This is a genomic window from Xanthomonas sp. CFBP 8151, assembly GCF_011761885.1.
Lineage (GTDB): Bacteria > Pseudomonadota > Gammaproteobacteria > Xanthomonadales > Xanthomonadaceae > Xanthomonas > Xanthomonas arboricola_B.
On record NZ_JAASQZ010000002.1, the window covers coordinates 848,317 to 871,457 of the forward strand.

Sequence of the window (23,141 nt, forward strand, 5' to 3'; positions counted from 1 at the left end):
CAGAAGGTTGGGATTGAGTTGAATCAGGCCGCTTTCTTATCGAAGAAGAGCTAAGGCCTGGCGGATTAAGCCCCTCTCCCCGCGGGAGAGGGGTTGGGGTGAGGGTACGGCGTAGCGACCACCTTGAAGATCATCTCGACCACCGCATCCAGCGAAAGCAACACATCGTTGTTCCAGAACCGCAGCATTCTCCAGCCCTTCGATTGCAGCCACCGCGTTCTTGCCTGATCGCTGGATGTCTGATGCTGCGATCCATCCAGTTCAACAAGCAACGCCGCATCAATACAACAAAAATCTGCGATGTACGGCGGAATCGGATGCTGACGCCTGAATTTGAAACCTTGTAGCTGATTGCTGCGGAGACAGCGCCAAAGTGCGCGCTCTGCTTCTGTCATCCCTGTCCGTAGCGCACGCGCGTTGGTGAGCGCAACGGTGGGTAATGGCGGTTTGATTTTCATCGCTCCACCGTACTCTCACCCCAACCCCCGCTCCGCGCCCCGGTCCGCGCCAGCAGCGCGGGCGCTCCAAGGCACGCGCGCCAGTGGCGCGCAAGGTGTGCCTTCTCGCCCCGTGGGGAGAGGGGCTTTAACAACGTGCGTCTTGGTTGCCCCGAATCCCGAATCCCGAATCCCCGCCCTCAAAGCACCCCACGCTTCATCTGGTCGCGCTCGATGCTCTCGAACAGCGCCTGGAAATTGCCTTCGCCGAAACCCTCATTCCCCTTGCGCTGGATGATCTCGAAGAAGATCGGGCCGATGCAGTTCTGGGTGAAGATCTGCAGCAACTTGCGCTGCTTGGTGTCCACGTCGGCATCGATCAGGATCTTGTTGCGGCGCAGGCGTTCGACATCCTCGCCGTGGTCGGGGATGCGCAGGTCCACCACGTCGAAATAGGTGTCCGGCGTGTCCAGGAATGTCACGCCGGCCTCGCGCATCTTTTCCACCGAGCTGTAGATGTCGTCGGTGAAGCAGGCGATGTGCTGGATGCCTTCGCCGTGGTAGGCGTCCAGATACTCGTTGATCTGGCTCTTGGGGTCGGAGGATTCGTTGAGCGGAATGCGCACGATGCCGTCCGGGGCGGTCATCGCCTTGGACACCAGGCCGGTCTTGGCGCCCTTGATGTCGAAGTAGCGGATCTCGCGGAAGTTGAACAGGCGCTCGTAATAGTCCGACCAGCGCTGCATGTTGCCGAAGTACAGGTTGTGGGTCAGGTGGTCGATGAAGGTCAGCCCGAAGCCGGCCGGATGCTGGTCGGCGCCTTCGATCGGCTCGAAGTCGGCGTCGTAGATGCTGCCCGCATCGCCATAGCGGTCCACCAGATACAGCATGCAGTCGCCGATGCCCTTGACCACCGGGGCCGGCACGGCGCGGGTGTCGGCCTTGTCCTGCACCGCTTCGCCACCGTTGCCCAGCACGGTCTCCAGCACGGTCTGCGCCGGGGTGCGGAAGCGGATCGCAAAGCCGCAGGCACTCGGGCCGTGCGCGGCGGCGAAATCGGCGGCAAACGAATCCGGGTCTTCGTTGAGCAGGAAGTTGACCCCACCCTGGCGATAGACGGTAATGGCACGGCTGCGGTGGCGCAGCACCGCGCTGAAGCCCATCTTGCGAAAGTAGTCGTGCAGCTGCGCCGCCTGGTCGGCGGGCGCGGCGAATTCGACGAATTCGAACCCGTCGATCCCCATCGGATTGTCGAAGGTGGTGACCTGCATGCCCAGGTTCGGGCGGGTCGCGGTACTGCTCGGTTGTGCGCTCATCGTCGTTTCTCCACGCTAGGCCGTCCGCAGGGCTATGCGGGGTGGCAGAAGACCCGCGAGAATGCGCAGGCCACCCAAGGTTTGTAGTTGCAAATGAAACCAAAATCAAGACACAGTGCAGCATGAGCGATCTCGACGCCCCTACCCCGCCGCAACATCCTGTGCTGCTCAACCTCGAGCAGTTTCTGCCGTATCGCCTGAGCGTGCTGTCCAACCGCATCAGCAGCAACATCGCCAAGGTCTACGGCGATCGTTACGGCATGGCCATCCCCGAGTGGCGGGTGATCACCATCCTGGCGCTGTATCCGGGTTCCTCGGCCAGCGAGGTCTCCGACCGCACCGCGATGGACAAGGTTGCCGTCAGCCGCGCCGTGGCGCGTCTGCTGGAGCGCGGCTTCATCCGGCGCGAAACCCATGGCGACGACCGCCGCCGCTCGATGCTGGCACTGTCGCCGGCCGGCCGCCAGGTCTACGAGACCGTCGCCCCGCTGGTCAACGAGATGGAACAGCGGCTGATGTCGGTGTTCAGTGCCGACGAGCAGCAGATCCTGGAAAAGCTGATCGACCGGCTGGCCAAGGACGGGCTGCCGCGCATGGCCGGCAAGGACTGATAAAAAAACCCCCGCAGTGCGGGGGTTTTTGCATGACGCGGCAACGACGGGTTACGCCTGCGGCGGCGCCCACTGCTTGAGGAAATCGAACAGCTTCCGGCGGTCGAAGCCCTCGCCCTTGCGCAGGTCCGGGCCAGCCTGGGTGGTCAGCAGCTTGCCGTCGTTGTCCAGCACCAGCAGCGACGGATAGTCGTTGAGCTGGGCGAACTGCGACAGGAACGCGGCGTTTTCGTTGGCCGCATCGCGATTGACCTTGACCACCACGAAGTGCGCATCGCGGAAGCTGCGCAGCTCCGCATCGCCGCCCATCAGCTCGTCCAGCGCCTTGCACGGCTCGCAGGCCGCATTGCCGACATTGAGCACGATGCGCTTGCCGCCGCGCTTGGCCTCGACCTTGGCGGTCTCCAGATCGGCGGCCGGATCGCGCGAAGGGTCGTACTGCGCATTGAGCGCCGCCGCCGCGGCGATGTCCGCCGCAGTGGGCGTATTGCCCGAGGACACCGGCTGGCTGGGATCGGCGCTGGGCGGCTTCTGCATCGAGGTATCCAGCGGCCGTGGCGCCTCCTGTTGCTCGGTGGGCTGCCCGCAGGCGCTCAACAGACCTGCCAGCAGCAGGCCACAGACAGTGGGTTTGATCGGCATTGCTGTTCTCCTCACTTCACACCATGCATCAGTTTGTTGATCAACGGCGCGATCAGGAACAACACCGCGCCAGCGCCCAACAGCGCCCAAAATCCGAAGGTATACCCGCTCAGGGCCGAGGACACGCTCATCCCTTCGTTTCCGCTGACATGCCCGGCAAAAATGCCCGACAGGTTGTTGCCGATGCCGGTGGACAGGAACCAGCCGCCCATTCCGAAACCGACCAGGCGCACCGGTGCCAGCTTGGTCACCATCGACAGGCCGATCGGCGACAGGCACAGCTCGCCCACCGACTGGATCACGTACACCATGAACAAGGTCCAGAACGGCACCTTGCCAGCATCGTTGACCAGGCTCGACAGTGCAAACATCAGCAGCAGGAACGCCAGGCCGTTGAACAGCAGGCCCAGGCCGAACTTGCGCGGAATCGACGGGTTCAAGCGGCCGGCCTTGACCCAGATCCAGGCGATGATCGGCGCCAGCGTGATGATGGCAATCGAGTTCACCGACTGGAACCAGGCGGTCGGGAAGGTCCAGTCGCCGAAACCACGGTCGACGATGTTGTCGGCCAGGAAGGTGAACGAGCTGCCGGCCTGTTCGAAGAACATCCAGAACAGCACGTTGAAGGCGAAGATGATCAGCATCGCGATCACCTTGTCGCGCTGCACCTTGCCTTCGCGGATGCCTTCGACCAGCAGCATCACCGACAGGCCGACGAACAACACGGTCAGCACGATCTGCAGCACGTCCGCACCGACGGCGAGCAGGAAGTACACCACCGGGATCGCCAGCACACAGCCGACCAGCACCATCAGCACGCGGCCGATGCCTTGCGCGTTCGGTGCCGGTACGCCGATGCCCTTGAGCTGCGCGCGGCCAATCCAAAACCACACCAGGCTGATCAGCATGCCCACGCCGGAGGCCATGAACACCATCTTGTAGGACGGCATGGCGTCGGTGCCGAACACCTTTTCAGCCAGCAGCTGGGTCAGCACCGGCGAGATCATCGCGCCGAGGTTGATGCCCATGTAGAAGATGGTGAAGCCGCTGTCGCGGCGCGGATCGGCTACCGAGTACAGCTTGCCGACCATGGTGGAGATGTTGGGCTTGAACAGTCCGTTGCCCACCACCACGGTGGCCAGGCCGATCTCGAACATGGTGTGGTCGGGAATGGCGATCAGGAACAGGCCGGTGGCCATGACGGCCGCACCGACCAGGATCGAGCGTTGGTAGCCGAGCACGCGGTCGGCCACGTAGCCACCGAAGATCGCTGCCGCATACACCAGCGCCAGATAGGCGCCATAGGTGCGTCCGGCCGGCGCCTGGCCGGTGGCATCGCCGTTGAAGAACTGCGCCACGATGTACAGCACCAGCGCCCAACGAATGCCGTAAAACGCAAAGCGTTCCCAGAATTCGGTCATGAACAGCATCCACAGCGGCCGGGGATGACCGAGCAGCGTGGGGAACTCTGGCGGTGCCGGCGGCGGCGGAGTGGCGGCGGAAGTCGGCGCGGTCGCGTCAACGCTCATGGAATGTCCCTTGCGTATTCAGTAATGGCTGGGTGCCCGGAGCGTACCCCGGGAGACGCGCGAGGATCACTTAGACGTCATGTACGCGTCAAATTCGCAGGATTCGCCGGCCTGATGGCGGCCGGTCTGCGGGGATCAAGCCCGCACCGATCCGCTCAGCCCTTTTCAGGCTCACCGCGACCACCAACCGTCGGCTCACGACCCTCCACGCCCACCGAGGTGCGCACGTCGAACAGCTCCGGGAAGAACGTCAGCGCCAACGCCTGCTGCAGAAAGCCCACGCCGCTGGACCCGCCGGTGCCGCGCTTGAAGCCGATCACCCGCATCACCGTGCGCATATGGCGGAAGCGCCAGAGCTGCAACTGGGTTTCCACATCGACCAGGTCCTCGCATAGCGCGTACTCGCGCCAGTAGCGGTCGGTATTTTCGTAGATGCGCTCGAACACCGGGTGCAGGCTGTCGTCGGCCACGTGCGCACAGGTCCAGTCGCGCGCCTGGTATTGCGGCGGAATCGCATGCCCGAAGCGCGCCAGGTAGCGCAGGAACTCCTCGTACAGGCTGGGCGCTTCCAGCACCTCGCGCAGCCGCGCCTGCCCCTGCGGGTCGTACGCGAACACCTGCAGCATCTGCGGGTTCTTGTTGCCGAGCAGGAACTCGATATAGCGGTACTGCAGCGACTGGAAGCCGGACGAGGGGCCCAGCACATCGCGAAACCCCATGTACTCGCTCGGCGTCAGCGTTTCCAGCACCGACCACTGCTCGGTGAGCTGGCGCAGCACCTGCTTGCTGCGCGCCAGCACCTTGCGGCACTGCCAGACCTGGTCGTTCTGCAGGTGCCCCATCGCCGCGCGCAGTTCGTGCGCCAGCAGCTTGAGCCACAGCTCGGCGGTCTGGTGCTGGATGATGAACAGCATCTCGTCATGGTGCGCCGGCTCGGACAAAGGCTGCTGCGCCGACAGCAACTGGTCCAGCCGCAGATAGCCGCCGTAGGTCAGCCGCCCCTCCAGATCGGTGTGGATGCCGGGTTCCAGGTCACGCAGGTTCTTGTCGACGGGCATGGCAGTGCAGATGGATCGGGCCTGTCAGGGTAGCTCAGCGGCGGAGATTGGGGATTGGGGATTGGGGATTGGGGAATCGGGATTCGGGATTCGGGAGGCAGGAGTTGCAGCGCGCGGCCTTGATGCATGTCGCTGCGTTGCGCTGTGTCGCGCTGCCGTAGCAGCGTCCGGTTTGCCTGGGTGGCCTGCCTACTTGGCAGCCTGGCAGTGCCGTGGCGTACGCGACCGGTACTTCACATCTGAAAAATCCGGCCGCTTTCGACCGTGCGGTCGCAGCCGCTGCGCCGGTGTCACCGTATCGTCAACCAAGGTCTGCAAATTCATGCAGAATCGAACGGCGCTGCCGGCCAGGGACGTGGCCGGACCAGGGGAGCGCTTCACGTCTCATGGATCAGGGGACTCTCATCTCATGCATGTGTTGCAGCGTCGTGCAGCCTTACTTTTCTGTGCGCTGGCGATTGCCGGCCACGCCGATGCCCAGGTCGTCATCAGCCAGGTCTACGGCGGTGGCGGCAACAGCGGTGCCACCTTCCGCAGCGATTTCATCGAGCTGCACAACATCGGCAGCACCCCGGTCAGCCTAGACGGCTGGTCGGTGCAATACGCCTCGGCCGCCGGCAGCAGCTGGCAGGTCACCCCGTTGGCAGGCACTGTGCCGGCCGGCGGCTATTACCTGGTCAAGCAGGCCGATGGCAGCGGCGGCAGCGTTGCGCTGCCCACGCCCGACGCCACCGGCACCATCGCCATGGGCGGCGGCGCCGGCAAGGTGGCACTGAGCAACAGCGCCTCCGCGTTGAGCGGCGCCTGCCCCACCGGCAATGCCGATCTGGTCGGCTATGGCAGTACCGCCAGCTGCGCCGAAGGCAATGCGCCCACACCGGCGCCCAGCAATACGCTGGCAGTGCTGCGCGGCGGCGATGGCTGCACCGACACCGACAACAACTCGGCCGATTTTTCCACCGGCGCGCCGGCCCCGCGCAACGCCGCCAGCCCCGCACGCCTGTGCAGCGGCGGCGGCCAGCCGATCGCCACGCTGGCCGATGTCAGCCAGGCCGAAGGCAACAGCGGCAGCCGCAGTGTCGTTTTCACGCTGAGCCTGAGCCAGCCGGCCGGCGCAGGCGGGGTGAGCTTCACCGCGGCCACCGCCGATGGCAGCGCCACGGCCGGCAGCGACTATGTCGCCCTGCCCGCCTCCAGTTTCCGGATCGCCGCTGGCGAGCGCAGCGCCAGCATCGCCGTGGAGGTGCTGGGCGACACCACGCCCGAGCCCGACGAGACCTTCGCGCTGCAGATCAGCGGCCTCACCGGCGCGTTGCCGGCCACGCTGAGTGCCACCGGCACCATCCTCAACCACGACTTCAGCCTGCTGCCGATTCACGCCATCCAGGGCAAGGGCGCACGCTCGCCGCTGGAAGGCCAGATGGCCGCCACCTCGGGCATCGTCACTGCCCGTCGCAGCGCCGGCTTCTTCCTGCAGGCGCCGGATGCCGAAACCGATGGCGATCCGGCCACCTCCGAAGGCGTCTACGTCTACACCGGCAGCGCACCGCCGGAGGCCGCCGCCATCGGCAACCGGGTGCGCGTGCAGGGCACGGTGCTCGAGTACGTGCCCACCGCCGACCCGACCCAGCCGCCGCTGACCGAGATCGGCGGCAGCCTGACCGTGCTGCTGGATTCCACCGGCAACCCGTTGCCGATGCCGGTGGCGTTGAGCGCGAACTTCCCCAACCCGAACGGCGCCTTTGATCAGCTCGAGGCGCTGGAAGGCATGCGCGTCACCGCCGCCAGCCTCACCGTCAACGCGCCCACCGGCGGCAGCGTCAACGAGGTCAATGCCACCGCCACCAGCAATGGCGTGTTCCATGCGGTGGTCACCGGCCTGCCGCGCGCCTTTCGCGAGCCCGGCGTGCAGTTGCCCGACCCGCTGCCGGCCGGCTCGCCTGCCGGCGTGCCGCGCTGGAACACCAACCCGGAAGTGATCGCCGTCGGCAGTGCCGGCGTGGGCGCCGAACGGCTGGATCTGGCCTCCGGCTGCCTCGTGCTGGATGTCACCGGCCCGCTGGACTACAGCTTCCGCCGCTACACGCTGTATCCGGAACGCACCCCGCAGGTGAACTGCAACGGTGCCGACCAACCGCGCCCGGCACCGTTGCCGCAGGCCGACGACGTGGCGGTGGCGACCTACAACATGGAGCGCTTCTTCGACGACCAGAACGACCCGGCGATCGGCGAGCCGGTGCTCACCCCGGCCGCGTTTCAGGCCCGCCTCAACAAGGCCTCGCTGGCGATCCGCAACGACCTGCACACGCCCGACATCCTGGGCACGGTGGAGGTGGAAAACATCAGCGTGCTGCAGACGTTGGCTGCGCGCGTCAACGCCGATGCCATCGCCTCCGGCCAGCCCAATCCGCAGTACGTGGCCTACCTGCAGGAAGGCAATGACGTCGGCGGCATCGACGTCGGTTTCCTGGTCAAGACCGGTACGGTGTCGGCCGGCGTGTCGCGCGTGGAAGTGGTGTCCATCGCCCAGGAAGGCAAGACCACCACCTGGACCGAACCGGCGGGTGGCGTGAGCCTGCTCAACGACCGCCCGCCGCTGGTGCTCAGCGCCAGGGTGCACCAGGCCGATGGCCGCGTGTTGCCGCTGACCGCCATCGTGGTGCATCAGCGCTCGCTCAACGGCGCCGAGACCGACGATGCGGCCGGCACCCGCATCCGCGCCAAACGCCAGGCCCAGGCCGAGTACCTGGCGCGTCTGCTGCAGACGCGCCAGCAGCGCGACCCGGCCGAGCAGGTGCTGGTGATGGGCGACTTCAATGCCTTCGAATTCAACGACGGCTATGTGGACGCGATGGGTACCGTCACCGGCAGGCCGGCGCCGGATGCGCAGACCGTGGTGAGCGGCGATGGCGTGGACCTGGTCACCCCGGACTACACCGATCTGACCTGGTTCAACACGCCCGACCAGAGCTACTCGTACGCCTTCGACGGCAACGTGCAGTCGCTCGATCACATCCTGGCCAACGAGGCGCTGATGCGCGCACCCGGCATCGCCTCGCTGTCGGTGGGCCACGCGCGCATCAATGCCGACTTCCCCGGCACCGCGCGCAATGATGCCGATACGCCCACGCGCTTGTCCGACCACGACCCCACCGTGGTGCTGTTGCGCATGGCGCCCGCGTTGCGTGCCGACCTGGGCGCAACGGTCACTGCAGCACGCGCACAGGTCACCGAAGGCGAGCGCATCGACTTCACTGTGGATGTGGAGAACCGTGGGCCCGACAGCGCGGCATTTGCAGCGGTGGCACTGGCCTTCGACGCCGCGGTGAGCCCACGGGTCACCGCGGCACCGGGCTGGAGCTGCCAACCGCCGGAAACAGCGACCCAGACGGTGGTCACCTGCACCATCGCCTCGCTGGCATCGGGCAACGCACAGCGCTTTGCCGTGCAGGTCGACGCTGGCGCGGAACTGGCAGGACGCACCCTGACCCTGGCCGCCTCGGTCGCCTCGCAAACGCCCGACCCGCAGCCGGACAACAACACCGACACCGCCGCAGTGAGCGTGCAGCCAGCGCTGCGCAGCGATCTGGCAGTGCGCCTGGAAGGCCCCGCCACGCTGCCCACCACCGCCTTCAATGCCACCTACCGGGTGTTGCTGGACAACCGCGGCAACGCAGCGGCCACCGGTGCCAGCGTGCGGATCGAAGGCAACACGGTGTCGGCGCTGTCACTGCTGGTGCCGCCCAGCGGCTGGCGTTGCGCCAAGCAGCTGCAATCGTTGCGCAGCGCGATCTTCGTGTGCAGCACCGCCGCCGCAGTGCAGCCGGGCGCGCAGGCCACGTTCCAGCTGACTGTCGCGGCAAAGCCGATCCCGGCCGAGCGCGCGGTGCGGGTGCAGGCCAGTGCCAGTTCGACCTCCCCCGATGCCAACCCGGCCGACAACGCGGCGCTGATCGTCACGCCGATCACCGCAGGCGCCGGCCGCCGCTGATCGCAGTGCAACATGTCGCAGTTCTGTACTGCGATAAAGGGCGCGGCCTGGTCCGCGCCCTTTTTTTTGTGCAAGCCAGCATCATTGTGTGCTGCGGTGCAGGACAGCTTTTTGCTGCGTGGTCCTTAACATCGCAACTCATATCATTTGAAACTTCTTGGTGAAGGTGTCGCCGCAATGAGCGTAGCCGCGCAGTTCGAGATCGAATATCTGCAATACATGGACGCGGACGGCCAGTTCGTCCGCGACGACCTGCCGGCCGACGCCGCCAACCCGCAACAGTTGCTCGCGCTGTTCAAGCGCATGCTGTTCGTGCGCACCTTCGACAGCAAGTCGGTCGCGCTGCAGCGCACCGGCAAGCTGGGCACTTATGCGGCCTGCCTCGGCCACGAAGCCACCCACGTGGGCATCGGCGCATCGATGCGCAGCGGGGATGTGTTCGCGCCCAGCTATCGCGAGTACGGCACCATGTTCGAACGCGGCGTGCGCCCGCGCGATGTGCTGCTGTACTGGGGCGGCGACGAACGCGGCAGCGACTATCCGCGCGATGCCGATGCGGCAATCGACTTCCCGATCTGCGTGCCGATCTCCACCCAGTGCCTGCATGCGGCCGGTTCGGCGCTGTCGTTCAAGCTGCAGGGCAAGCCGCAGGTCGCAGTGGCCTGCTGCGGCGATGGCGGCAGCTCCAAGACCGACTTCTACGCCGCGCTCAATTCCGCCGGCGCCTACAAGCTGCCGCTGATCCTGTGCGTGATCAACAACGGCTGGGCGATCTCGGTGCCGCGCTCGGCCCAGACCGGCGCGCAGACGCTGGCGCAGAAGGGCCTGGCCGGCGGCCTGCATTGCCTGCAGGTGGACGGCAACGACCTGATCGCCGTGCTCGAAGCGATGCGCCAGGCGCGTGCGCGTGCACTGGCCGGCGACGGCGGCACGGTGATCGAGTTTTTGACCTATCGCCTGTCCGATCACACCACCGCCGACGATGCGCGGCGCTACCGCGGCGAAGAAGAGGTCAAGCAGGGCTGGGCGCGCGAGCCGCTGCTGCGTCTGCGCCGCTATCTCACCGCGCAGGGCCTGTGGGACGAGGCGCAGGAAACCGCCTGGAAAGCCGAATGCGGCGCGCGCGTGGACGCAGAGGTCAACGCCTATCTCAACACGCCGGTGCAGCCGGTCGAAGCGATGTTCGATTACCTCTACGGCGACCCGCCGGCCGAGTTGCTGGCCCAGCGCGCCGAGGTGATGGCGCAGGAGGCCCGTCATGGATGAGCTCAACCAGTCACACCTGGCTGCGACACAGCAGGCCAGTGCCCCTTACCACGCCGCAGCCACGCGCGGAGAGATCGCCATGAGTTCGCCCATCACCCTGATCGAAGCCATCACCCAGGCGCTGGCCTGGGAGCTGGAACACGACCCCGCGGTGCTGGTGCTGGGCGAGGATGTCGGCGTCAACGGCGGCGTGTTCCGCGCCACCGCTGGCCTGCAGCAGCGTTTCGGCAGCAAGCGGGTGCTGGACACGCCGCTGGACGAAACCACCATCGCCGGCCTGAGCGTCGGCCTGGCCGCGCAGGGCATGAAGCCGGTGGCCGAAGCGCAGTTCGACGGCTTCGTCTACCCGATGGTCGATCACCTGATCTGCCACGCCGCCCGCCTGCGCAACCGCACGCGCGGGCGCCTGCACTGCCCGATGGTGCTGCGCGTGCCGTGGGGCGGCGGCATCCGCGCGCCGGAACATCACAGCGAAGCCAACGAGGCCATCTTCACCAACGTGCCCGGCCTGCGCGTGGTGTTGCCGTCCTCGCCGCAGCGCGCCTATGGCCTGTTGCTGGCCGCGATCCGCGACCCGGACCCGGTGATCTACATGGAGCCCAAGCGCATCTACCGCCAGTACAAGGAAGTGGTCGCCAACGACGGCGAGGCGCTGCCGCTGGACGTGTGCTTCGTGCTGCGCGACGGCACCGACGTCACCCTGGTGACCTGGGGCGCGCAGGTCAAGGAAGCGCTGGAAGCGGCCGACAAGCTCGCCGGCGAAGGCATCAGCGCCGAGGTCATCGACGTGGCCACGCTGCGCCCGCTGGACTTCGACACCATTGCCGAATCGGTGGCCAAGACCGGCCGCTGCGTGATCGTGCAGGAAGCCCCGCGTACTGCCGGCTTCGGCGCGGAGATCGCCGCGCAGCTGGCGGAAAAATCGATGTACGACCTGCTTGCGCCGGTCGAACGCGTCACCGGTTACGACACGCATATCCCGCTGTTCCGGCTGGAAATGAAGTACCTGCCGAGCGTGGAGCGCATCGTCACCGCCGCCCGTCGCGCGGTGGCCGCCGGCTGACATGCGCGCCCGTCTGCTCTGCGATTATCGCGCCGCGTACGCCAACCCGATCCGCTTCCACGCCGGCCAGCAAGTGACCGTCGGCGTGCGCGATGAGGAATGGCCGGCCTTTGCCTGGGTCAACACCGGCGACGGCCATGCCGGCTGGGCCCCGGTGGCCTGGCTGCGCCCCCTGGGCGACGGCCAGGCCGAAGCCCTGCGCGACTACGACGCACGCGAACTCGATGCCCACCAGGGCGAGGACGTGTTGCTGCATTACGAACATGGCGGTTGGTGGTGGTCCGAGCGTGCCGATGGCATGCAGGGCTGGCTGCCGGCCGCCGACCTCGAACTCCTCGACGACACCACGCCGCCGCTGCCTGCGGCGCAAGAGAACCTGCCATGAGCGAAGCCAAGAATTTCCACCTGCCCGACCTGGGCGAAGGCCTGCCCGACGCCACCATCGTCGAATGGTTCGTCAAGGAGGGCGACACTGTACGCCTGGACGATCCGCTGGTCTCGATGGAGACCGCCAAGGCGGTGGTCGAGGTGCCCTCGCCGTTTTCCGGCACCGTGGTCAAGCTCGCCGGCGCCGCTGGCGATGTGATCGTGACCGGCGCGATGCTGGCGCAGTTCGCGCTGGACGCGTCGCAGCCGCAGCGCGCCGATGGTCAGGACACCGGGCACTCGCACGGCCCTGCATCCACGCACACGCCCAGCACCGGTGACAGCGCCGCCGGCCCGACCACGCGCGTGGTCGCGTCCGACAACGGTGGCGAGATTGCCGACGCCGATGCCAGTGGCGAGAGCGAGCGTGACGACGCCGGCACGGTGGTCGGCGCGATGCAGAGTTCCAATGCCGTACAGAGCGAACAGGCGATTGCCGTGGGCGGCGTGCGCGCGATGCCGGCAGTGCGCTCGCTGGCCCGCAAGCTGCGCGTGGACCTGGGCCAGATCCGGGCGAGCGGCCCGGATGGCACGGTGACGATGGCCGATGTGAAGCAGGCCGCCGCGGCCGGCAGCGCGCCGTTGTCTGCAACGCGCGCTGGCGCGCCGGTCACGCCGACCAACGGCAGCAACGCGCCGGCAGCCGCGCCGCATGCCGCTGCCGGCACGCACTCGGCAACCAGCGGAGCCGGCAACGCGCAACCACGTGCAGCGCTGTCTGCCAGCGGCAAACCGATGCGTACCCAGTCGCCAGGCGTGGTCGCAAAAGGGCAGCCGGAGCAGCTCAAGGGCGTACGCCGCAACATGGCGCGCGTCATGGCCGATGCGCACAGCAAGGTGGTGCCGACCACGCTCAACGACGATGCCGACATCCACGCCTGGCAGCCCGGCAACGATGTCACCGTGCGGCTGGTACGCGGCATCGTGCGTGCGTGCCAGGCGGTGCCCGCACTCAACGCCTGGTTCGATGGCGAGGCACTCAGCCGCACCCTGCACACCCAGGTGGATATCGGTATCGCGGTCGATACCGAAGAAGGCCTGTTCGTGCCCGCGCTGCGTAATGCCGACATGCTCGACGCGCACGGCATTCGCGAAAGCGTCAACCGGCTGCGCCAGCAGGTGGAAAACCGCAGCATCGCCGCGTCGGAGCTCAGCGGCTACACCATCTCGCTGTCCAACTTCGGCATGTTCGCCGGCCGCTACGCCACCCCGGTGGTGGTGCCGCCGTGCGTGGCCATTGTCGCCGCCGGCCGCGCGCGCTACCAGCTCACCCCGGTGATGGGCGGGGTGGAAACCCACAAGGTGATGCCGCTGTCGCTGACCTTCGACCACCGCGCCGCCACTGGTGGCGAGGCCGCGCGTTTCCTGCGCGCACTGCTGGACGATCTGGCGCTGGCCAACTGACGCACGGGCAGCAAACAGCCGCGTCTACCACCAGGTGGGCGCGGCCGGCCGTGTGGCGGCCATTCGCACGCGCCTGGGCCCGCGGTTGCGTCCCGCGATGGTGAGCGGGCAAGGACCCGTCGAGATGGTCAGTGTGCGTGGTTACAAGCAGCGCGTGAAAGGCGGCATTTGGACTAGGCGCACCCGATCGGTTGCCAACGCCAGGTGATCGACAAGCAGGTTTTCGCCAAGCCACCGACCAACATCCTGGTGCGGTGCCCTCGCCGGTTGCGGGACCCTTGGCGGCATGGATGCCGCCAAGGAGCCTCCACGGACGGATTTACGGCGTGTCCCGCAAGCGGTGAGGGCACTGCACACTCGACGGACAAGGCTTTTGACTTAAGCATCTGATCGCGCCTAAACGACGCCACCGTTTTCAGTCTCGCTTGCTTTAAGTGTCGTGCTCCAAAGACCTGGACAGCGCGGATAGATTAGGTTGCAAAGCGGATGATCTGCGGCCTGGCTGCAGGGCCCTTTGCCCGCCCACCATCGCAGGACACGCCGCGAGTACGTCCTTGTAGGCTCTTACGCGGCATCCATGCCGCGTAAGGTCCCGCGACGGTGGGCGGGCAAGGACCTGTCGAGATGATCGGTGTGCGTGGTTACAAGCAGCGCATGACATGCGTTGTTTGTATAGCAAGCCCAATCAGTTGCCCAAGACGAGCCGAGCAAGAAGCAGGCTTTCATTGAGCAACCTAGAAACTTCCTGGTGCGGTGTCCTCGACGGTTGCGGGACCCTTGGCGGCATGGATGCCGCCAAGCAGTCTCCACGGACGGATTCACGGCGTGTCCCGCAAGCGGTGAGGGCACCGCGCACTCCACGGACCAGTCTTCTTGATTCAAACATCTGATCGCGCCTAAGAATCCACGGGTCGAAGTCTTGGTTGCGGTATGCGTTGTGCCGGGATGGACTTGGACGATATGGAAGGATGAGCTGCCACGCGGCAGCGCTGCGCTCTGGTTGCAGCGCCCTTGCCCGCCCACCGACGCATTGTTCAACGGCAACCTCGCATGACGTACTACCGACCATTGCAGCGCAAATGCCTGGATAATCGGCCCATGTCATTTGCCCATCTCTCGCTGTCGCCTCAGCTGCAGCCATTCTTCGACACTGCGCTGGCACGCGCCGGTTACCGTACGCCCACACCGATCCAGCAGCAGGCGATTGCGCCGATGCTGCAGGGGCGCGATCTGATCGCGATGGCGCAGACCGGCTCGGGCAAGACGCTGGCCTATGCGCTGCCGCTGCTGCAGCAACGTTGCCTGGCCCCGGATACCGCACCGCGTGTGCTCGGTGCGCTGGTGCTGGTGCCCACGCGCGAACTCGCCGCGCAGGTCGAAGACACCCTGCGCCAGCTGGCCGCGCATCTGCCGCGACGGCTCAAGATCGTTGCGGCCACCGGCGGCAGTTCGATCAATCCGCAGCTGCTTGCCCTGCGCGGCGGTGCCGATATCGTGGTCGCCACGCCCGGCCGGTTGCTGGATCTGGTCGATCACAACGCGCTGCGCCTGAGCGAGGTCGCCACACTCGTGCTCGACGAAGCCGACCGCCTGCTCGAGCTGGGCTTCGGCGCCGAGCTCGATCGCATCCTGGCCTTGTTGCCGACGCAGCGCCAGAGCGTGCTGTTTTCGGCCACGTTTCCGCCCGCGATCGCCTCGCTGGCCAAGCGTCGCCTGCGCGACCCGCTGCGCATCACCATCGCCGCCATGCCGGAGGCCGCGCCTGCGATCGAACAACGCGCAATCGCCGTCGATGCCGGCCAGCGCACGCAACTGCTGCGCCACCTGCTGGAGGAGCACGGCTGGTCGCATCTGCTGGTGTTCGTCGCCAGCCGGCATACCGCCGAAAAAGTCGCCGAAAAACTCGGCAAGAGCGGCATCAGCGCGCAGCCGCTGCATGGCGAACTGAGCCAGGGCCGCCGCGAACGCAGCTTGTCCGCCTTCAAACAGCGCGAACTGCAGGTGCTGGTGGCCACCGATCTGGCCGGGCGCGGCATCGATATCGACGCGCTGCCGGCAGTGATCAATTACGACCTGCCGCGTTCGACGGTGGATTACACCCACCGCATCGGACGCACCGCACGGGCCGGCGCCAGCGGCCTTGCGATCAGCTTCGTCACTGCGGAGAGCCAACCGCAATGGCGCTTGATCGAAAAACGTCAGGGCCTGCGCGTGCCGACCAGCGTGATTGCCGGATTCGAACCGACCCTGGCAACAGCTGCCCCTGCGTCGCAGACGCCGATGACCGGCACGCGCGCGCCGGACGACAACGGCGGCATCAAGGGCAGGCGGCCAAGCAAGAAGGACAAGCTGCGCGCAGCGGTAGCACAGGCTGGCAAGCCGGACTGAGCGTTCGATGCGGTGACGGGCACGCGCATTGCTGACGACGGCCACGCAACGCGTGCCAACGCAGCGCAATCCACCGTCACGCCGGTGCGGCGAAGACTCAGTCCTGCTCGAAGTCCAGTTCGCCGCCCGGGGCGCTGTCACCGTCCGCACGCGCGGTGCGTTTGCCGGGCTTGCGCAGGATTTCCACGAAGAACTGCTCGCCACCTTCGCTGGTGAGCGCATTGATCGACCGGATCAGCTCGGCCGGCGGCAGCGGCGCAGCGCTGGCTTCGTCCACCCCGAAGCGCGTGTCGAAGTCCCAATAATCCGCACCTTCCGGCAAGTCCTTGCGACGCTCGCGGCGGATGTACTTGCGGATATCGTGCTTGCTGGACTCCAGCAGACGATCGCGGTTCTTGCCTTCGAGGTTGAGCTGATAGGTCTTGCGCATGGCGACATCGGTTGGGAACTGGCCGCCTATTGTGAGGCCACACGAGCATTCTGCGTGAATGCCGGCGCTGCGGGTGGACGTCGGGCCTGCACCGCGACGAGGTCGGGAATCGACCGCCAGCGCATGCCGGCCCTGCCTCTCGCAGCAAGCCCGGTCATTGCCGCACAGACGCGGCCACGCGGATTCGGGGAGGGAATCGAGCAGGTGGCACTTCTTTGAGCTCTGCGACGGGACCACGCCATCGTCGCAGACATCGCTCATGGGCTCGTAGAAACCGTGCTGGTCGGACGGGAGCGACGAGCCGGCGAGCGCTCGCGGCGCGAGTCAAGACATCCATCGAGATGTTGGAGTGACGTTAGACCTGGCTATAGACGCGCATTGGCCTCGCGCGGCACCTGTTCCGGTTCTGGCTGTAACGCCGGCATCGCACCCAGCAACAGACGCTCTGCCAGGGCACGTGTGGCCACGCGCAACTCCGGCACGGCGGTGATTTCCCAATAGCGCCCGCGCAGCAGCGGGCCCACGCAATACAACCCTGGCACGATCTGCCCGGCGCCATCGCGCACGCGCAGTTGCGCATCGGTATCCACGCCCAGACCCAGCGGATCGGCACGCAACAGCCCCGCCTCGCGCATGCCGGCGATCAGCGGGTCGCTGGTGCGGTCGATATCGGTATCCAGACCCGTGGCGCGGATCACCGCATCGTAATGACCGGTCTGCGCGTCGGCCGATCCACGCGGGCGGATCACCGCTTCCACGCCGTCGGGTACCCAACGCGCACGCAGCAGGCGCGCTGCGACGATCTGCAGTTGCCCCGATTGCTGCAAGTGCGCCAGCTGTTCCGCCGCGCCCGGCGCAACGCGGTGCCGCGCCACCTCCCAGTACGGGCGCAGATGGCGCAGGAAACGTGCACGCTGCGGCAACTCCAGCCGCTGCCACAGCGGTTGCAGATGCGGGCGCAAGGCATCCACCACGCGTCGCCAGTCGTCGACCACCGCACTGAGCTGACGCACACCGCGCAGCAGGCCACGCAGGTCGGCATCCTTGAGTGCGCGCTGCAGATGCGGCGGCAATTCCAGCGCCGCGCCCGGCTGGCGCAGGTGCGCTTGCGGCGCCAGGCCGCGTCGCGAGATCGCCAGCAGGCGGCCGCGATGCCCGCGCGTGTGCAGGGTCAATGCCACGTCCACCATGGTCAGCCCGGTGCCGACGATCAGCACATCGTCGTCCGGCGACAAGCGCGCCAGGGCATCGCCCTGCCACGGCCAGCCGATATAGCGCGGATGCACGCTCAGGCGCGGGCCGATCCCGGCCAGCGCCTGCGGCTGCAGTGCGCCCACCGCCAGCACCACCCGATCGCTGTGGAAGGCATCGCCATTGGCCAGGAACACGCGAAAGCCCTTGCGCGCACGCTCCACCGCCACCGCTTCCTGCGACAGCCGCACGATCGACGCTTGCGCGCCACTGACAGCGGTGTCCAGCTCGCTGCGCAGATAATCGCCATAGGCAAGGCGCGGCAGGAATTCCAGTCGCCCGTTGTCGCCCAGGTGCAGGGTGTCGGCGAAGGCGCCTGGTGCCTGCGCGTCGATGCCCAGGTCCTTGGCGCGCACGTTGAGCAGGTGCTCCGGACGGGCGGCGCCGTAGGCGATGCCGCTGCCGAAGGTCTCGGCCACGCCGACCAGGGTGATGCGCACCTGCGCATCGGCCGTCTGCGCCAGCGCACGGACCAGCGCGGTGCCGCAGAAGCCGGCACCGATGACGGTGATATGGGTTTCCATGTGCAACTCCCACTGAATGACCCGCACGTTGTGCCCGCAGCGCGGCGCAAACGTGTAAACAAATGGTTAGCGGCGAGCAACCGAAAACGCATGAGCTGATCATGCTTGGTGATGAGGCTTGCGTCGCAAGCGGCGTACGGACGGCATTGCACAAAGATGACAGCGCACGCGACCGCAGCCAGGTGCCGGTGCATGGCTCCCAACCTGGCTCGCAGCGCAGCGCTGCGCACCGCGATTTAGGGTGGCTGACAAAACGTAGCGAGCAATCGCTCGGGGCGTGTGGACGGCGCGCTCAAAACCCGAGTGTACGAGTGGCACATGGCAATTCCGAGCACCGGCCGCGCGCGCCTGGGGATGAGCGCAGTAGATCGCCAGCCCGCTACGCGCGGTGGCGGCGCGTCGTTGGCAGAAGCGGTGGAAGTGGTGAAACGGACAGCAGACATTGCGATGCTGCGTTCAACACTGCAACGGCACCGAGCACCGCGTCACGACCGGGCTGCTCGATAATGTCGGTTTCCGATCGAGTGTCCGCCATGTCCATTTCCGCAGCATCCAAGCAAATCTCGCCACGCAATCAACGCGTGCTGATCGCAGGCGGCAGCCGTGGCATCGGCCTGGCCATTGCCGAAGCGTTCGTGCGCAACGGCGCGCAGGTCTCGCTGTGCGCACGCAATGCCGATGGCCTCGCACAGGCCGCCCACGCGTTGGCGCCTCATGGAGCCCCGGTACACACCTTCGCCTGCGACCTGTCGGACGCTGCGCAAATCGAGGCCTATGTGCAGGCCGCAGCGCAGGCACTGAATGGTCTGGACGTGGTGATCAGCAATGCCTCCGGTTATGGACACGGCAACGACGATGCGAGCTGGCAAGCCGGCCTGGACGTGGATCTGATGGCAGCAGTGCGCTGCAATCGCGCCGCGCTGCCGTACCTGCGCAACAGCGATGCGGCAGTGATCCTCAATATCAGCTCGATCAATGCGCAACGTCCCACGCCACGTGCGATCGCCTACTCCACCGCCAAGGCTGCCCTGAATTACTACACCACCACGCTGGCCGCCGAACTCGCCCGCGAGCGCATCCGCGTCAACGCGATCGCACCGGGCTCGATCGAATTCCCCGACGGGCTATGGGCCCGCCGCCGCGATGAAGAACCGGAGCTGTATGCCCGCATCCGCGACAGCATCCCGTTCGGGGGATTCGGTCACGTGCAGCACATCGCCGATGCGGCGTTGTTCCTGGCATCGCCACAAGCACGCTGGATCACCGGGCAAGTGCTGGCAGTGGATGGCGGGCAGTCGTTGGGTGTGTGAGCACGGTATTTCTGCTGGCGGAGATGCCAATCGGCCGCACGCCGATCCATAGCAGCGTGCCTGCGCGCGACGAGGCGTTATCGATAAAACTCCGTCGCGCGCAGGCACGCTCCTACGAATAGCGGACAACCAGTTCCTGCATACGCGACACGCTAGCGACGACGGGCAGGTGCTGGTTGATGGCGGGCAGCCGTTGGGGTGTTAGCGGGGTTTGGGCTGGCGAACATGGCGATCCGCTGCGCGTAAACCTGTAGGAGCGTGCCTGCGCGCGATGAGGCGTTACCGATAAAGCTCCGTCGCGCGCGGGCACGCTCCTACGACACGGCGGCTCCTCATATCTATCCGACTGCCTCGCGACAAGGCGACAAGGCGACGTTAGTCAGTCAGCTCCGCAGCCTCGACGCTGTGCTCCCCACGCGCCGGTGCCAGCGCGGCGCTGACCATGGCGGCGGCGATGCGTTCGGCCGGGTTGATGCGGAAGCGGCGTGGCAGCAGCGGGCCGAGCGCGCCCAGCACGAGGCTGCCGATATGTTCGCCGGTGCGGCGCTGCGTGCGCTCGCCGCCGATCAGGCCGGGGCGCACGAAAGTGAGCGAGGGGAAGCCGACCGCGCGCAGGTCGCGTTCCAGTTCGCCCTTGACGCGGTTATAGAAGATGCGCGACCGCGCATCGGCACCGGCGGCCGAATTCAGTACGAATACCGAGGTGCCTTGCGCGCAGACAGCACGTGCCAGCGCCATCGGGTAGTCGTGATCGATGCGATAAAACGCTTCGCGCGAGCCGGCCTGCTTCATCGTGCTGCCCAGGGCGCAGATGGCCACTTCCATGCGCGGTGCGGTCCAGTGGTCCAGGCGCTCGAAATCGATCACCTGGTTGCGCAGCTTGGGATGAATCTGCGAAAGCGGCCGGCGCGTGATCGCCACCACGCCGGTACAGCGCGCATCGGCCAGCAGTTGTTGCAGGACATGTCCACCGACCAGGCCGGTGGCTCCTGCCAGCAGCACATCCATCAGGCCACCCCGGCCATCAGCGCGCACCCTCGGAAACGATGCGCGCACTGCTGGCGATGCGATCGCGCTCCACTGCCAGCAAGGTCAGCGAGTGCGCCGGCGCCTTCCATTCGCTGCCGCCGGCCACCACGCGCCCGCCATGGCGCGCGGTATCGATCAGCACGCGCCAGTGTTCGTCGTGCATCGCCGGCAGTGTGAACGACACGCCGGTGGAGGCGGCATTGATCAGCATCAGCAAGGTCACGTTGGCGGCGATCTCGCGCAAGCCGGTGGTCGGCGAACGACCATCCAGCCGCAACATCAGCGCGCGCGCTTCCGGGTCGTGCCAACCGGCTTCGTCCATCTCGTGGCCGTCCGGTGCCAGCCAGGTGAGATCCTTCAGGCCCAGCGCTTCGTCGAACTTGCCATCGAAGAAGCGGGCGCGATGCAGCAGCGGATAACGCTGGCGGATACGGATCAGCCGCCGCACGAACGCAGCCTGATCGGCGGCGGCGGCCTTGGTGGCGGCGGTCCAGTCGATCCAGGTCAGTTCGTTGTCCTGGCAATACGCGTTGTTGTTGCCATTCTGGCTATGGCCAAACTCATCGCCGGCCAGCAGCATCGGCGTGCCCTGCGACAGCAACAACGTGGCCAGCAGGTTGCGCATCTGCTGACGGCGCAGTTGCTTGATGGCCGGATCGTTGGTGTCGCCTTCGACCCCGTAATTGGCCGAGATATTGTGGTCGCTGCCGTCCCTGCCCTCTTCGCCGTTGGCCAAGTTGTGCTTGCCTTCGTAGCTGACCAGATCGCGCAGGGTGAAACCATCATGCGCGGTGACGAAATTGACCGACGCAGTGGGGCGGCGGCCGCTGTGGTTGAACAGGTCGGCCGAGCCGGTCAGCCGCGTGGCCAGTTCGGCCAGCTGACCGCCCTCGCCACGCCAGAACGCGCGCACGTTGTCGCGGAACTTGTCGTTCCACTCCACCCAGCCCGGGGGGAAATTGCCGACCTGGTAACCGCCCGGGCCGATGTCCCACGGCTCGGCGATCAGCTTGGTCTGGCTCAGCACCGGATCCTGGCGCACCGCATCGAGAAAGCTGCCCGACGGGTCGAAGCCGTAACGCTCGCGTCCAAGGATGCTGGCCAGATCGAAACGGAAGCCGTCGACATGCATTTCCTGCACCCAGTAACGCAGCGAATCCATCACCATGCGCAGCGCGCCGACATTGGTCAGATCGAAGGTATTTCCGGTACCGGTATCGTTGATGTAGAAGCGGCGATCGTCGGCCAGGCGGTAGTAGCTGGCGTTGTCGATGCCCTTGAACGACAGCGTCGGCCCCAGCTCGTTGCCTTCGGCGGTGTGGTTGTAGACCACGTCCAGCAGCACTTCCAGCCCGGCGTGATGCAGCCGCGCCACCATCTGCTTGAACTCGGCCACGGTGCGCGTGGCCATGTAACGCGCCTGCGGTGCGAAAAACCCCAGCGTGTTGTAGCCCCAGTAGTTGCGCAGGCCTTTTTCAAGCAAATATTGATCGTCGACGAAGGCGTGAACCGGGAGCAGCTCTACCGAAGTGACGCCGAGTAAGCTGATATGGTCGATCAGCTCGTCGGTCTTCAGGGCCGAGAAGGTGCCGCGGTTTTCCGGCGGCACTGCCGGATGCAGCATGCTCAGACCGCGCACGTGCGCTTCGTAGATCACCGTGCGGTTCCACGGCGTCTGCGGCGGGCGGTCCTGGCCCCAGGTGAAAGCCGGGTCGATCACCGCGGATTTGGGCATGAATGCGGCGCTGTCGCGGCGATCGAAGCTCAGATCCTTGTCGCGGTGGCCGATGGTGTAGCCGAACAGATGCGGTGCCCATTTGAGCTCGCCGACGATCTGCTTGGCATACGGGTCCAGCAGCAGCTTGTTGTGGTTGAAGCGATGCCCGGCCTCGGGCGCATACGGTCCGTGCACGCGATAGCCGTACAGCTGGCCGGGGCGTGCGTCGGGCAGATAGCCGTGCCAGACCTCGTCGGTGTACTCGGGCAGCGCCAGGCGCTCCTGCTCGCGTCCACGCTCGTCGAACAGGCACAGTTCCACGCGGGTGGCATTGCGCGAGTACAGCGCGAAATTGACCCCCAGGCCATCCCAGGTGGCGCCGAGCGGGTTGGGACGGCCTTCGCGGATGCGCGAGCGCTGAGTGAACTTGCGGGTGGCCATCGGTAACTCCTGAGAACGGTGAACTCAAAACGCTGAGCGAATGCGGGTGCCTGCGTGCCTGTGTACGCTCACCCCGACACGGCGCCGCCTGCAGCGTGCACCATGCAAGGTGACAGAGGGACCGTTACTGGCGTGCAGTCGCCGGCAGGCCGGCCTGCTCGGCGGCGCGTTCTTCGGCATCCACCAGGCGCTCGGCCATGGCCCAGTGCCGATCTGCGTGGCCGTCCGGGCGGCCTTCGGCCTCCCAGATCTCCTGTGCCAACTGGCGAAGCCGCGCTTGCCGTTCCATGTCGTTCATTGCGTACGTT

At 66.5% G+C, this 23,141-nt stretch carries 18 protein-coding genes and 1 other RNA gene; 8 read left to right on the forward strand and 11 right to left on the reverse strand.

Translation table 11 applies throughout. From position 1 onward, the window contains the following. Positions 1–65 precede the first annotated feature (65 nt). Entirely contained in the window at positions 66–458 is a 393-nt protein-coding gene (locus tag FHT08_RS11605; protein WP_104538728.1) for an endonuclease domain-containing protein, read from the reverse strand. A 179-nt stretch (positions 459–637) separates the two neighbouring features. Next, complete coding sequence (gene hppD, locus FHT08_RS11610; RefSeq protein WP_166775148.1) at positions 638–1,753, reverse strand: 4-hydroxyphenylpyruvate dioxygenase; 1,116 nt, start codon at positions 1,751–1,753, stop codon at positions 638–640. Positions 1,754–1,875: 122 nt separating this feature from the next. Between hppD and FHT08_RS11615 the strand changes: the two genes are divergently transcribed. Further along, the gene (locus FHT08_RS11615; protein ID WP_104538729.1) at positions 1,876–2,364 is read left to right on the forward strand and encodes a MarR family winged helix-turn-helix transcriptional regulator; all 489 of its coding nucleotides are present in this window, start codon (positions 1,876–1,878) and stop codon (positions 2,362–2,364) included. Positions 2,365–2,415: 51 nt separating this feature from the next. Here the strand turns inward: FHT08_RS11615 and FHT08_RS11620 are convergent, their stop codons facing one another. The 3 genes from FHT08_RS11620 to FHT08_RS11630 all read right to left on the reverse strand — a co-directional run bounded on the left by FHT08_RS11620 (position 2,416) and on the right by FHT08_RS11630 (position 5,593). Beyond that, positions 2,416–3,006 (reverse strand): thioredoxin family protein, encoded by a 591-nt coding sequence (locus FHT08_RS11620; protein ID WP_104538730.1) that lies wholly within the window; start codon positions 3,004–3,006, stop codon positions 2,416–2,418. A gap of 11 nt (positions 3,007–3,017) precedes the next feature. Further along, on the reverse strand, positions 3,018–4,535 hold the full coding sequence (locus tag FHT08_RS11625) for an oligopeptide:H+ symporter (protein ID WP_166775149.1): 1,518 nt from the start codon (positions 4,533–4,535) through the stop codon (positions 3,018–3,020). A gap of 155 nt (positions 4,536–4,690) precedes the next feature. After that, positions 4,691–5,593: a tryptophan 2,3-dioxygenase family protein gene (locus tag FHT08_RS11630; RefSeq protein WP_166775150.1), complete on the reverse strand. Its 903-nt coding sequence runs from the start codon at positions 5,591–5,593 to the stop codon at positions 4,691–4,693. A 409-nt stretch (positions 5,594–6,002) separates the two neighbouring features. Between FHT08_RS11630 and FHT08_RS11635 the strand changes: the two genes are divergently transcribed. The 6 genes from FHT08_RS11635 to FHT08_RS11660 all read left to right on the forward strand — a co-directional run bounded on the left by FHT08_RS11635 (position 6,003) and on the right by FHT08_RS11660 (position 16,131). Continuing rightward, complete coding sequence (locus FHT08_RS11635; protein ID WP_166775151.1) at positions 6,003–9,584, forward strand: lamin tail domain-containing protein; 3,582 nt, start codon at positions 6,003–6,005, stop codon at positions 9,582–9,584. 177 nt (positions 9,585–9,761) lie between these two features. Continuing rightward, complete coding sequence (gene pdhA / locus FHT08_RS11640) at positions 9,762–10,850, forward strand: pyruvate dehydrogenase (acetyl-transferring) E1 component subunit alpha (protein ID WP_047126215.1); 1,089 nt, start codon at positions 9,762–9,764, stop codon at positions 10,848–10,850. Next, on the forward strand, positions 10,843–11,913 hold the full coding sequence (locus FHT08_RS11645; protein WP_047126216.1) for an alpha-ketoacid dehydrogenase subunit beta: 1,071 nt from the start codon (positions 10,843–10,845) through the stop codon (positions 11,911–11,913). The genes pdhA and FHT08_RS11645 overlap by 8 nt, the downstream gene beginning before the upstream one ends. Before the next feature lies 1 nt (position 11,914). Continuing rightward, positions 11,915–12,298: an SH3 domain-containing protein gene (locus tag FHT08_RS11650; RefSeq protein WP_047124579.1), complete on the forward strand. Its 384-nt coding sequence runs from the start codon at positions 11,915–11,917 to the stop codon at positions 12,296–12,298. Further along, positions 12,295–13,743 (forward strand): dihydrolipoamide acetyltransferase family protein, encoded by a 1,449-nt coding sequence (locus FHT08_RS11655; RefSeq protein ID WP_104538735.1) that lies wholly within the window; start codon positions 12,295–12,297, stop codon positions 13,741–13,743. Before FHT08_RS11650 ends, FHT08_RS11655 begins: the two co-directional genes overlap by 4 nt. A gap of 1,098 nt (positions 13,744–14,841) precedes the next feature. Beyond that, complete coding sequence (locus FHT08_RS11660; protein WP_166775152.1) at positions 14,842–16,131, forward strand: DEAD/DEAH box helicase; 1,290 nt, start codon at positions 14,842–14,844, stop codon at positions 16,129–16,131. Positions 16,132–16,228: 97 nt separating this feature from the next. Here FHT08_RS11660 and FHT08_RS11665 read toward each other — a convergent pair whose 3' ends face one another. The 3 genes from FHT08_RS11665 to FHT08_RS11675 form a co-directional block, all read right to left on the reverse strand. Beyond that, positions 16,229–16,561 (reverse strand): DUF6172 family protein, encoded by a 333-nt coding sequence (locus FHT08_RS11665; RefSeq protein WP_166775153.1) that lies wholly within the window; start codon positions 16,559–16,561, stop codon positions 16,229–16,231. Positions 16,562–16,926: 365 nt separating this feature from the next. Beyond that, positions 16,927–18,336, reverse strand: a complete 1,410-nt coding sequence (locus FHT08_RS11670; protein ID WP_104538738.1) for an FAD/NAD(P)-binding protein — start codon at positions 18,334–18,336, stop codon at positions 16,927–16,929. A 243-nt stretch (positions 18,337–18,579) separates the two neighbouring features. Beyond that, positions 18,580–18,656: non-coding RNA, sX9 sRNA (locus FHT08_RS11675), on the reverse strand. Positions 18,657–18,869: 213 nt separating this feature from the next. Between FHT08_RS11675 and FHT08_RS11680 the strand changes: the two genes are divergently transcribed. After that, positions 18,870–19,646 carry an SDR family NAD(P)-dependent oxidoreductase gene (locus tag FHT08_RS11680; RefSeq protein ID WP_166775154.1) on the forward strand — a complete coding sequence of 259 codons (777 nt, stop codon included), beginning with the start codon at positions 18,870–18,872 and terminating at the stop codon, positions 19,644–19,646. Between the two features lie 375 nt (positions 19,647–20,021). Here the strand turns inward: FHT08_RS11680 and FHT08_RS11685 are convergent, their stop codons facing one another. The 3 genes from FHT08_RS11685 to FHT08_RS11695 form a co-directional block, all read right to left on the reverse strand. After that, a complete protein-coding gene (locus tag FHT08_RS11685; protein WP_166775155.1) occupies positions 20,022–20,654 on the reverse strand; it encodes an NAD(P)H-binding protein in 633 nt (210 codons plus the stop codon). A gap of 16 nt (positions 20,655–20,670) precedes the next feature. Further along, complete coding sequence (gene glgX, locus FHT08_RS11690) at positions 20,671–22,833, reverse strand: glycogen debranching protein GlgX (protein WP_166775156.1); 2,163 nt, start codon at positions 22,831–22,833, stop codon at positions 20,671–20,673. A gap of 124 nt (positions 22,834–22,957) precedes the next feature. Then, complete coding sequence (locus tag FHT08_RS11695; RefSeq protein ID WP_104538742.1) at positions 22,958–23,131, reverse strand: DUF2934 domain-containing protein; 174 nt, start codon at positions 23,129–23,131, stop codon at positions 22,958–22,960. Positions 23,132–23,141 lie beyond the last annotated feature (10 nt).